The sequence below is a fragment of the Candidatus Seribacter sulfatis genome (assembly GCF_964187635.1).
Classification (GTDB): domain Bacteria; phylum Verrucomicrobiota; class Verrucomicrobiia; order Opitutales; family Seribacteraceae; genus Seribacter; species Seribacter sulfatis.
In genome coordinates, this window is record NZ_CAXLMO010000090.1 from 1 (window position 1) to 11628 (window position 11628).

Sequence of the window (11628 nt, forward strand, 5' to 3'; positions counted from 1 at the left end):
AGTTTTCCAGGGTAAAAAGAGTAAATCAAAACACTATCTTGAAGCACTGAGAAAAAATGAAGTGCCTGGCCTCCTCTACCTTATTCTTTTTCTACACGATCTAGGAAAAGATCAGGGACCAAAAGGTCACTGTGAACGGGGAGTAGAAATTGCTCGTGGCCTAATGGAACGATTGGGAATTTCAGATGAAATGCACGACCGCATACTCTTTGTAATTCGAAATCACCTCGAAATGTCCAGGTATGCTAACAAATTTGACCTCGAGGATCCGGAGGTTATTGATTCTTTTGCCCAATTTATTGAAGGAGAGCAACGATTACGCTTTCTCTATGTTCACACCTTTTGCGATGCAAACGCTACCGCTCCTGACCTATGGAACGACCATAAAGAAGAACTCCACACTCAACTCTTTGTAAACACATTAAATGTACTAGAAGGCAAACATGCCCGGAAAGACCCGAGCGTGTTGAAAAATGCATATACTGAAATTGAAGTCGAAGGAGTTCCCCAAAACGAACTTATCGAACATCTTGATCAAGTACCCGAGAGATATTTTTCACACGCCGGAAAAGAAGAAGTCGCTCTACATGTTGATATGGTTCACCGGTTTGCACACAATGGAAATAGTTCTGGCAAGCCGATACTCAGTTGGAGAAATGATGTACGGCGCACTTTGACAATTGTGGATATTGTAACTCGCGATCGACCCGCACTTTTTGAAAAAATTGCCGGAGGGTTCTCTGTCGCCGGCTTAAATATTTTAGGGGCCCGCGCAGTTACTCGAAAAGATGGAATCGCCATTGATGTATTCTATGTGGAAGGAGAAAATGGGGGAATTGTGAATGACACTAAGACACGTGCACTCTGCGAGTCCTCCATTCACGATTTTTTAGAAAATGAAACATCACCCGATCAACTCATTAAAGAAAAAAGAAAAAAGACGGATAACAACCGACCCTTTTCCAATGAGGATCGCCTAGGCGAAAGAATTCCTCCCAGCGTTGATGTATACCATGATGTATCCTTAGGTCGAATTATTGTGGAAGTGCGTGCATCCGATCAAGTCGGTCTCTTACATTTAATTGCCAAGACTATTTCAAGATGCGGATTCTCTATTCAATTTGCTCGTGTCGCCACCGAGCAGGGAATTGCAACTGATATTTTTAACATCGAAAAATCAACGGATGGTAAAAAGTTTTCCCCCAGTCAATTTCTTCAATTACGGGAAGAATTAAGTGAATCTCTTAACGCAGGTAAATATTACCTTGAAGTCTAGGTTTCTTGACTGGCAAGAGGTAAAGTAATCTTAAAGACTGTCCCCTCCGGACCCGACTTAAGTAAGTCGAGGTTTCCATCATGTGCTCGCAATATTCTTTTGGAAATGGATAACCCCAACCCCGTACCCTCCGTCGTTCCGGTTAGAAAAGAATCAAATATTCTACCCTTTAATTCCTCGGGGATTCCCGTACCCGTATCCTCCACTAAAACTTGTGCTTTCCCCTCTTCGGTTCGACCGACTTCAACTATTAACTTTCCTCCATTCGGCATCGCAACTAGGGCATTTAACATAAGGTTAAGCAGAGTTTGTTGAATCTGGCCCTTATCAACATATACCAATAAATCCTGTGGAAATTCATTTACATGTAAAACCACATGACATTGTTCTAACTTTAATCGGACAAGCAAAGCAGCATCTTCAATAATTTCTTTTAAGGAAAACGGTTTTCGAAAAGCTTCACGACTCTTCCCAAAATCTAAAATCCGACCTGCAATTTGCTCCAAGTGGTCCAGTTTTTCTCGAATGACAGAAAGATCTTTATTTTTCGCCTCATCTTCGCCCTGCTCCAAACCAAGGGAATCAAAAAGCAATCGAACCACCATCAAAGGATTTCTGATCTCATGAGCAATCTCTGCCGCCAATGTCCCCAATGTGGTTAAACGTTCGCTCTTTCGCAGGCTTTCCTCGGAATCAAATACCCGACCATACAATCTTGCATTTTGAACTGCAATCGCACCTAAATCAGCTAGTGCCCGGGCAATTAATGTTTCGTCATCATTAAATCGATGTGATCGATCGACATAAAGTGATAATACTCCGATTGAAATATCCTCATACACAACCGGTGTGACTAACATCGAATGAAGTTCCTCCTCACGAATTAAAGTTACAAAATGATGCTCCTCCGTACGCAGTAAATCCCTTGTCTGCACCTGCCTTCGTCCGCGTAACGAAGTACCTAAGATACTGTCAGAAGGCTTTAAGCATTCCTCCAGTGACCTTGAACCCTGTTGATCCTGCAAGGAATGCAAGCGAAGTAAATCTTCCCCCTCATCATAGAGAAAAAATGCGGAAATCTTACAATTTAATAATAATAAAGCCTCCCTTGTAATCGTTCGCAAAACCTCCTGCACCTCTCTCTTTCCTGCCATATCCTGCCCCACCAAAACTAAAGTTTGTAACTGTTCTGCTTTTCTTCTCAATTGCTGGATCATCCACATATTTTCCAATACTCGACTCGCCTCCTTCGCCATTAATACCAGCAATCTTAAGTCATTTTCATCAAATGCATTCACAATCATGGAATCCACATTGAGCGCACCCACTGTTCTCCCCCCCTCAATTAAGGGAGCTGCCATCTCTGACTTGATTCGATCATCCAATGGAAAGTATTTTTCTTCCTCTTCTACATTAGGGCATAAAAAAGGTTCACCATAAAGAGCAACCCAACCGGTTATCCCTACCCCCATGGGTAACTCAAATCCTTTACTCGCTTTTGATAAACCACGCTCCACCTCAATCAGTAATTTATCGGAATCTGCATTAATCAGACAAATCGATGCTGAGCTTGCACCAAAGATACCCACTACTTCATCCAAAATTCCCGACAAAGCCTCAACCGGATCTTTTTTATTTCCCGATAACGCACTAATTCGATACAGGGCATCCACCGCCCTCCTGTCTGCTAGTTCCATCTCATCTCCTTGCTCCATTAAAAAAAGAAATAGCAGAATGAACTGCTAAGGCGAGATTGGAAAATTACTTCTCCTTTGACTGAAGAAAATACTCCCAGGACTTCTCCACTTGCTTTCCGTAAAGCGAAGACATAAATGGGCGCCGTGGAGGTCTCTTTGGTTCTTTAAGCAACCTCATGCCAGCCTCTTTCGGTAACCGGTTACTCTTTTTACTATTACAACGAATACAAGAAATGACTACATTTTCCCACGATGTCCCTCCCCCACGGTCTCGTGGAATGACATGGTCCATATTCAATTCCTTACTCGGTAAATTCTTTCCGCAATACTGGCATCGATGATTATCGCGTTCCAATAAGTTTTGCCGGTTAAACTTCATCTCCTGCAAAAGCATTCGATCAAACCCTCTGAGTAAAAGAACGGCAGGAACAAGAACAGATTGATTCACCGTCCTCACCACCCGGGCACCGGGTGCAAACTCCGATTCCCTACAATGTTCAAACCATGCCCCAGCATCAAGAACACGAAAACTACCATCCTCCGCATAAATTACTTGGGCATGATCAAGAGATAATAAACTGAATGCCCGTTCAACTCCCACTACATTCACGGCCTGCCAAAGCCGATTCAGTACTAGTGTTTGATAGCTTGTCTCCATCCGTTCTTAATTTAAGGAAATAACAAGCCAACCTGTCAAAGGCTTTTTATTCTTTTTTTGTATTAACTCACCTTCGAACGAAATAACATAAAAATATAATTCTCTACTCAGAACCTCTTCAGGAATTCTAATAGCTCCGTCCGTTTTTGTTTTCGTAAAAATTCAAAAATGCTTTGTGTGCGACTCGATATCCTCCAGGAGTTGGATAATCTCCGGTAAAATACCAGTCTCCCGGATGGTCCGGGAGGGCTTCGTGTAGATTTTCAATCCCCTGGTAAATTACCTCGACCCGGGGCTCACCATTTAATTCACTTGGAGTTACTAACTCTGCTACCTTATTGGAAATTTCTTCTGGGGTGAAATTCTCATACACTTTTTTCACATGATTCACCAAATTGGGACGAGTTTCCTTAAGGGCTTCACGGCAATTCTTGGCAACTTCAGCAAGCAGGCCTCCATAACCATTTTCATTGATCAGCGCGACTGCTGCCTGAAAAGCGATAAACTTTCCCAATTCGGACATGTCGATTCCATAGCAGTCTGGGTAGCGAATTTGAGGAGCGGTGGAAGCAATCAACAATTTCCTTGGCTTGGATCGACCCAGAATTTTCAAAATACTTTGCTTAAGTGTGGTTCCCCGAACAATCGAATCATCAATGCAGACAAGTGCATCAATTTTCTCCCGCACAACACCATAGGTAATATCATAAACATGAGATACAAGTTGATTCCTGCCAGATTCCTGGGAGATAAATGTGCGTAATTTAATATCCTTGTTGGCAATCTTCTCCCCTTTTGGCCAATTATCCATTACCAATTCGTTGATTAATTCATCGGTTAATTCGCCCTTATTTTTAGCCTCAATTAACTGTTGCTGTACTTCTGCCCGACGAACCAATCGAAGTTGCTCCATAAACCCGTAATATGCACTCTCTGCAGTATTCGGAACATAACTAAACACACTGTTGGAAAAATCATTCCCTACGGACTTGAGAACATCAGGCACCAATAAGGCACCGAGCATTTTGCGCTCTGCATAAATATCGGGATCATTCCCCCGGGAAAAATAGATTCGTTCGAATGAACAACCAGTCTGGCGAGCTGGGTCATCGGCGAATCGCTCCACTTGAACCTCTCCGTTCGCCTTGGCCACCACAATGGTGCCTGGTTTGATTTCCTGAACCTCGTCCACTTTCTTGTCAAACACAGTCATTAAAGGTGCCCGCTCGGAAGCAACCGCAACCACCTCATCATCTTCAAAATAAAACCCTGGACGGATGCCCAGCGGGTCGCGCATGGCAAAGGCATCCCCGTTTCCAATTATACCGGCGAGTGCATAACCCCCATCCCAATGTTCGGAAGCCTTTCGAAAGATATCTGGCAAATCGACTCGTTCACCAATCCATTTAGAAAGATCATCCCCACTTACTCCTTCTTTTAGAGCCTCTGCAGAAAGCTTGTCATTAGTTGAATCAAGATGGTACCCGGTTTCTTCCAAAATTGCCTGTGTATCAGTATCAAAAACCGGATGTTGGCCACGCTCAACGAGTTTTTGGTTCAATTCTTCGACATTGGTAAGATTAAAATTACCCGCCACCATCAGGTTTTTCCCTGGCCAATTACTCTTACGAAAATATGGGTGGCAAGTGGTGGAACCATACGCTCCCGAGGTTCCATAGCGGAGGTGCCCCATGAGAATCTCACCCCCGTAGTCAAAGTGCTTCTTATAAGTTTCAGGAAATTCAGGAAATGCAATCCCATCCTTAACCATTTTTTCCAGTTTCTTGTGCTGACCACCGAAAATTTTAGACAAAGCCTTGGTGCTCGTACTCCGTTCGCGAAACATAAAAGCTTCACCGGGAGGCATATTTAATTTCATCGATCCAATCCCAGCACCATCCTGACCCCGATTGTGCTGCTTTTCCATCAATAGGAATAATTGATTAAAGCCCCATAATGGAGTGCCATACTTCTGTTCATAATAAGCCAGTGGTTTCCGTAAGCGGACTAGGGCAATTCCGCAGTGGTGGCCGATTTCATCACTCATGGTGGTTTAGCTATGATTCATTTTTTGTGGGATGGCGTCGCTCCAAGTCTTATGCAGTTGATTGACCGAAGAATCAAGAATTTCATTACCCGACACTGAAAGTTTTAACTGTCCGGATGAATCGGAGTATCCTAATGGATCAATGCTCAATCCATTTTGGCCCGCAGATAGTACTATTCCCTCACTTTCACTTTTGGATACTGCAATTAATACACGGCCCTGACTTTCTCCAAAAAGGAGGGCATCCAGTCGGTTGGATTTCCCTTTGGAATCGATTGAGAGCGATGCTCCAATATTCGGGTTTTCAAAAAACATTTCAGCCAAGGCAACCAAAAGTCCACCCTCAGCAATATCATGTGCAGCATGTACATGCCCGGCTTCAATTTGTTGTATAAGGAAATCCTGTACTTTCTTCTCGGATGCCAAATCAACATCCGGACAAGTTCCCTCTTTTTTTCCATATTCGGTCTGAAGAAAATAACTTCCACCCAATTCATGAGGTAGACCGCCGAGCAGAAGAATTGATTGATCAGGTTGTGAAATAAAGCTTCGGGTCACACTTGATGATTTTTCAATTAAACCAACCATGGAAACCACTGGTGTCGGGTCAATTCCGCCCTCGCCATGTTCATTATACAAACTCACATTTCCACCCACTACCGGAACATCGAAAAAGGTACATGCATCCGCTAACCCCTTTACACATTCCTTCAGCATGTGATAAGCCTCCGGTTTATTGGGGTTGGCAAAATTCAGATTATCGGTAACGGCAAGTGCACGAGCGCCTGAGCACGCCAAATTACGCATGCACTCTGCAAACGCAATCTGTGCTCCCTTGTAGGGATCCAAATAACAGAATCGATTATTACAATCATTCGAAATCGCTAATCGTTTATCAATGCCAGCAATACTCAAATGAACCACTCCAGCATCACTTCCTGGCTCAACTGTACAGCCAGACATAACCATATGGTCATATTGTTGCCAGACCCACCGCTTGGAAGCGATCGTAGGGTGAGCTAATAATTTATTTAAAGAAGATTCAACCGATTCAACAGCAAGTTCGGGAACAGAACTTATACTCCAATTTCGAGCCACTTCAATATGAGCAGGCTCACTGGCCGGTTGGTCATAAATAGGGGCTTCATCAGTAAGGGATTTGGCGGGCAGATCCGCCACAACGACTCCCTTATGCCGAACTACCATTCGATCTCCGTCCTTTACTTCTCCAATATGTGCCGCGTGTAAATCCCACTTTTCAAATACTTCCCTAATCTCATGCTCCCTACCCTTTTTCACAATCACGAGCATTCTTTCCTGGCTTTCAGAAAGCATAATTTCATAGGAATTCATTCCCGTTTCTCGCTGTGGAACAAGATCGAGATCAATTTCAATTCCTAAACCTCCACGGGACGCCGTCTCACAAGTCGAACAGGTCAAACCTGCTGCTCCCATATCCTGGATACCCACCACTAATCCTGGAATCGCCATCATTTCAAGGCATGCTTCTAGAAGAAGTTTCTCCATAAATGGATCCCCCTTCTGCACCGCAGGACGATCGGCAGCACTCTCCTCAGTCAATTCACGGGAGGCAAAACTGGCTCCGCCTAAACCGTCTCGACCGGTACCGGGCCCAACATAAAAAACTGGATTCCCCACGCCAGTGGCTGCACCACGATGAATATCCTCGTGTTTGAGAATTCCGGCACATAGTGCATTGACTAAAGGATTCCCCTCGTAGCAATCATCAAAGTAAACATCGCCCCCCATATTAGGAATTCCCAGGCAATTTCCATAATTTGAAATCCCGCTCACTACTCCCCTAAAAAGTCTTTTGACATGTGCAGATTCTAAGGAACCAAAACGAAGGGAATTGGTCAGTAGAACCGGACGGGCTCCCATCGTAAAGATATCCCTTACAATTCCACCCACTCCGGTTGCTGCACCTTCAAAGGGCTCAATTGCACTGGGATGATTGTGCGATTCAATCTTAAAAGCAACACCCCACCCTTCTCCCACATCAATCACGCCCGCATTTTCCTCACCCGCTTTAACGAGCACCTGGCCAATTGCTTCTTTATCCTTTTTTTCGGTGGGAAAAAGACGAAGTAATTTCCGGGTATTTTTGTAGGCACAATGTTCCGACCACATGACCGAGAAAATTCCCAATTCAGTCAAGTTGGGCGTGCGACCAAGAATTTCTAAAACTTGATCATACTCTTCCGGAAGCAGACCATGCTGTGCCACTAATTCCGGTGTAATCTCGACATTTAAACATGGATCTGGGTTAAGGGGTAATGAAGGAACTGTATTTTCGGTCATGATTCAGAAAGTTCGATTGGGGAACTCGATCGTATAGGGCCAAGAAAAGCTTCCAATACCGGTAAGCCATCTTGACTGGGATGAAATTTTTCAACCGCACGCTCAGGGTGTGGCATCATACCGTAGACATTTCCCACTTCATTTCGAATTCCGGCAATATCATTGATTGAACCATTGGGATTTCCAATATAGCGAAGGAGAACCTGATTATTTGATTCCAATTTTGCCAACGCATCCTGCTCCAGGCGATAATTTCCCTCTCCATGAGCAATCGGTATAGTTAACTCGCTTCCAATTGTATCCGAACTAAAATGTTCATTTGAATCTTCCACTTTTAATTTTTGGTTTACGCAACGAAATTCCAGGCAATCATTTCGGATCAAGGCCCCGGGGAGCAAGCCCGCTTCACAAAGAATTTGAAACCCGTTACAAATCCCTAATACCGCTCCGCCCTTCTCTGCAAATAATCGGAGGTCCTTCATAATCGGAGAGAATCGGGCGATCGCGCCACAACGAAGATAATCCCCGAAGGAAAATCCTCCCGGTACAATAACCGCCTCCGTTTCTGCCGGCAATGGCGACTTATGCCAAACTCGATTGGCGGGAATTCCTAAAACATCCTGCACCGCGTGTTCCGCATCCCAGTCACAATTGGAACCGGGAAATTGTAAAATTGCTACTTTCATGAAATTACTTCTATTTTACTGTTCTTTTGGAGTTTCGGCTTCCTCCTCATCAAAAATTTCTTCCACCACCGGATTGGTCAATATACCAATCCCTTCAATCTGTACGGTGACTTCGTCCCCAGGCACAAGGAATCTTCTCGGCTCTCTTGCTTCTCCCACTCCCGATGGAGTTCCGGTTAAGATAAGGGTTCCAGGTAGTAATGTGGTACTCCCACTTAGAAAGGAAATCAAGGTGGGAACATCGAAAATCATATCACTTGTTGAAGATTCCTGCATCTTTTCTTCATTCAAGAATGTTCGCAATGTAAGTTTACTGGGATCGGGAATTTCATCCGCGGTGGTCAAACAAGGACCAACTGGGCAAAAGGTATCAAAACTCTTTCCTCTACAAAACTGGCCTCCCCCTTTTTCCTTCTGCCAGTCACGGGCACTTATATCATTCGCACAGGTATATCCTAGTACATAAGAAAGTGCCTCTTCCGGTTTTACATTTTTACATGGCTTTCCAATCACCACGCCTAATTCTCCTTCGTAATCTACTTTATCACTCCGCAAATAGCGTGGGATTACCACCGGATCTCCCGTACCTTGAGTGGTGGTCGGAGCTTTCATGAAAATCATCGGATATTTCGGAGGTTCCTTTCCTGTTTCCTGAGCATGGGCTTTATAATTAAGCCCGACTCCATAAATGCACCGAAAATCAATCGGAGTAAGAAATTGAAAAGGGGTAATACGATGAGTGGTAGCCTCGAAATCTCCATTATCCTTTTTTAAGATTTGAAACATTTGGCCCTGTTCATCAAATCGACCGAACCCCATTGATCCGGACTTATCGAGGTATCGAAAAATCTTCACCCCGCTTCGATCTCGAAACGATAATCCTCAATCACTGGATTACTTAATAATCCATCGCATAATTGATCGACCTGAGCACGCATCTCGGGCGTATCCTCTCCATCAATCTCAAAGGTGACGGTCTTGCCCACGCGAACAGCCCCCACAGTTTGATGGCCTAAGCTTTTGATAGCTTGTTCGACCGCTGCGCCTTGGGGATCCAAGACAGTTGTCTTGGGGGAAACAAATACAGTAACCTTCACGACATACTTAAAGAAGAGCTATGCCCAACCTTCAACCTTATTTTGCGCACGTTGAGAAAAAAATTGTAAATTAATCACTTTTTTGAGCCATAGGATGAAAATTCGCATGTTCATCAAGTAACCGTTCAACTTCCACCTGAGTGTAAACCTGAGTCGTTCCAATATCTGCATGACCCAACATTTCCTGAACCGCACGAATATCCGCTCCACCCATTAAAAGATGAGTTGCGAAAGAATGCCTCAATCCATGGGGACTGAGATTTTTCTCAATTCCCGCCTTTCGAGCATAATCCTTAACTAATACCCAAACCATTTTTCGGGAGATTGCTTTTCCACGAATACTCAGAAAAAGTTCTCCTCCCGTTCCCTCCTTTACCAATTGCGGACGTCCACCATGTAAATAATTTCGGATTGCAGTCGCGGCATGCTTACCCACCGGAACAATTCTTTCTTTTGAACCCTTTCCGTACACCCTTGCATACCCCTCTTCACAATCCACCGATGTCATGGGAAGCATACAAATTTCTGAAACCCGCAAACCACTTCCATACATCAATTCAAATAAAGCCCGATCTCGCTTTCCCAATGGGCGAGTCAAATCGGGAGCTGAAAGAAAGCGTTCCATCTCCTCAATCGTTAAACAATCGGGCAAACGCCTTCTTTTTTTCGGATTGGGTAGAAGTTCGGTAAAATCTTCTGTCATTATTCCCTCGCCAACCAAATACTTCGCGAGCATACGAACAGCGGATAATTTTCGAGCGAGGCTTGCAACTGCATACTCGTCCTCTGACATCGAAGCTAACCACTTGGATAAATTAACCAATTCCACAGCCTGCCATCCAGAAACACCCTGACTGTGTAAATGTTGGGCACATTGAATTAAATCATTTTCGTATGACTGAACCGTATTTTTCGCTAATCCCTTTTCCAGCTGAACCCAAGCAAGAAAACCACTCAATTCGGCCTCAAAGGAGGGAGGGAGTTCAAGCCTGACTTCTCCCTTTTCTCTTCTCTTTACCTTACTCTTTGCCCCCATTTCTAATCAGATCAGTCTTCTGGCAAACCAACGGGGGAAAGCTCGCCTGCAAATAATTTTCGATAAATCCGATTTACCGGAGTCTTCATTCTACTCACCATAAATTTTTCCTTCCGTAATGCACCGTACCCGTAACGATAGCTAGCCGCGAGACGCGGATAAGAAAACAAATCCACACTTTCAAGCATTCCCTTCAGTCTGGCTAAGTAGAGAATACCCACCTCCACATTGGTTTCCCATTCAAAAGCCTGCCGGTAGTGCAACTGGGTCACATCCTGCCAAGCCGCCTCCGTTAACTGCATCATTCCACGAGCCACCGAGGACTCGGCATTTGCATTTAAGCTACTCTCCGCATGGCAGATCGCATAGATAAAAGAAGGATTTAACCCATGCCTGGGTCCCTCGGTCTTTATTTTACGCCATACTTCTTCTTCAGAAATAAAATTCGCATTTCGATCGAGATACTTACACGAAGTACTCCCAAACAAAAAAATTATAAAAAACTTTATTCCTCGCCATATTTTCATCCCGTATTAATAAAAAGCACCCGTTTGCTTGCTAGGCAAGAAGTTTGATCTCACTAAACGGACACTCTAAAACGATGCAAGAAAAAGGAAAGCTCCCACAAATAAAAGGGCAAAGACCGCGGTTAAGCCAATCGGGTGTAACCCTAATTTTGCACGCTTATCCATTTTACTTTTTGCCTGACCGGCAGTGGTAGTCGAATTCGCACCAAGATAATGGAGCCATTCCGCGACCAGGGTCATCACATAAACCTGACCGGCCTTGGCAAAACCATTTACCCTACT

The 11628-nt window shown here is 44.2% G+C and carries 10 protein-coding genes and 1 pseudogene; 1 reads left to right on the plus strand and 10 read right to left on the minus strand.

Translation table 11 applies throughout. The features are described from left to right. On the plus strand, window positions 1–1276 hold a 1276-nt coding region (locus ACKPQ5_RS08475; protein ID WP_407678673.1), incomplete at its 5' end, for an HD domain-containing protein. Here ACKPQ5_RS08475 and ACKPQ5_RS08480 read toward each other — a convergent pair. The 10 genes and pseudogenes from ACKPQ5_RS08480 to ACKPQ5_RS08525 form a co-directional block, all read right to left on the minus strand. Then, entirely contained in the window at window positions 1273–2991 is a 1719-nt protein-coding gene (locus ACKPQ5_RS08480) for a GAF domain-containing protein (RefSeq protein ID WP_407678674.1), read from the minus strand. The genes ACKPQ5_RS08475 and ACKPQ5_RS08480 overlap by 4 nt on opposite strands. A 46-nt stretch (window positions 2992–3037) precedes the next feature. Further along, window positions 3038–3631, minus strand: a complete 594-nt coding sequence (locus tag ACKPQ5_RS08485; protein ID WP_407678675.1) for an HNH endonuclease — start codon at window positions 3629–3631, stop codon at window positions 3038–3040. 127 nt (window positions 3632–3758) lie between these two features. Then, entirely contained in the window at window positions 3759–5678 is a 1920-nt protein-coding gene (locus ACKPQ5_RS08490; RefSeq protein ID WP_407678676.1) for an amidophosphoribosyltransferase, read from the minus strand. Window positions 5679–5684: 6 nt separating this feature from the next. Next, on the minus strand, window positions 5685–8000 hold the full coding sequence (gene purL, locus ACKPQ5_RS08495) for a phosphoribosylformylglycinamidine synthase subunit PurL (protein WP_407678677.1): 2316 nt from the start codon (window positions 7998–8000) through the stop codon (window positions 5685–5687). Beyond that, window positions 7997–8686, minus strand: coding sequence for a phosphoribosylformylglycinamidine synthase subunit PurQ (purQ, locus tag ACKPQ5_RS08500; protein ID WP_407678678.1), 690 nt, complete (start codon window positions 8684–8686; stop codon window positions 7997–7999). The genes purL and purQ overlap by 4 nt, the downstream gene beginning before the upstream one ends. Before the next feature lie 15 nt (window positions 8687–8701). After that, window positions 8702–9541: a fumarylacetoacetate hydrolase family protein gene (locus ACKPQ5_RS08505; protein WP_407678679.1), complete on the minus strand. Its 840-nt coding sequence runs from the start codon at window positions 9539–9541 to the stop codon at window positions 8702–8704. Beyond that, on the minus strand, window positions 9538–9783 hold the full coding sequence (gene purS / locus ACKPQ5_RS08510) for a phosphoribosylformylglycinamidine synthase subunit PurS (protein WP_407678680.1): 246 nt from the start codon (window positions 9781–9783) through the stop codon (window positions 9538–9540). Before purS ends, ACKPQ5_RS08505 begins: the two co-directional genes overlap by 4 nt. Window positions 9784–9853: 70 nt before the next feature. Further along, window positions 9854–10819: a site-specific tyrosine recombinase XerD gene (gene xerD, locus ACKPQ5_RS08515; RefSeq protein WP_407678681.1), complete on the minus strand. Its 966-nt coding sequence runs from the start codon at window positions 10817–10819 to the stop codon at window positions 9854–9856. Window positions 10820–10830: 11 nt separating this feature from the next. Next, window positions 10831–11346, minus strand: a complete 516-nt coding sequence (locus tag ACKPQ5_RS08520; protein WP_407678682.1) for a transglycosylase SLT domain-containing protein — start codon at window positions 11344–11346, stop codon at window positions 10831–10833. 66 nt (window positions 11347–11412) lie between these two features. Then, window positions 11413–11628 (minus strand): annotated as a pseudogene (locus tag ACKPQ5_RS08525) (Na(+)/H(+) antiporter subunit D); the annotation flags it as partial.

Bases quoted from the DNA above. Each gene is read 5' to 3' on its own strand.
- xerD (WP_407678681.1), bottom strand. From the start codon at position 10,819: ATGGGGGCAAAGAGTAAGGTAAAGAGAAGAGAAAAGGGAGAAGTCAGG.
- purL (WP_407678677.1), bottom strand. From the start codon at position 8,000: ATGACCGAAAATACAGTTCCTTCATTACCCCTTAACCCAGATCCATGT.
- ACKPQ5_RS08490 (WP_407678676.1), bottom strand. From the start codon at position 5,678: ATGAGTGATGAAATCGGCCACCACTGCGGAATTGCCCTAGTCCGCTTA.
- ACKPQ5_RS08520 (WP_407678682.1), bottom strand. From the start codon at position 11,346: ATGAAAATATGGCGAGGAATAAAGTTTTTTATAATTTTTTTGTTTGGG.
- ACKPQ5_RS08485 (WP_407678675.1), bottom strand. From the start codon at position 3,631: ATGGAGACAAGCTATCAAACACTAGTACTGAATCGGCTTTGGCAGGCC.
- purQ (WP_407678678.1), bottom strand. From the start codon at position 8,686: ATGAAAGTAGCAATTTTACAATTTCCCGGTTCCAATTGTGACTGGGAT.
- ACKPQ5_RS08480 (WP_407678674.1), bottom strand. From the start codon at position 2,991: ATGGAGCAAGGAGATGAGATGGAACTAGCAGACAGGAGGGCGGTGGAT.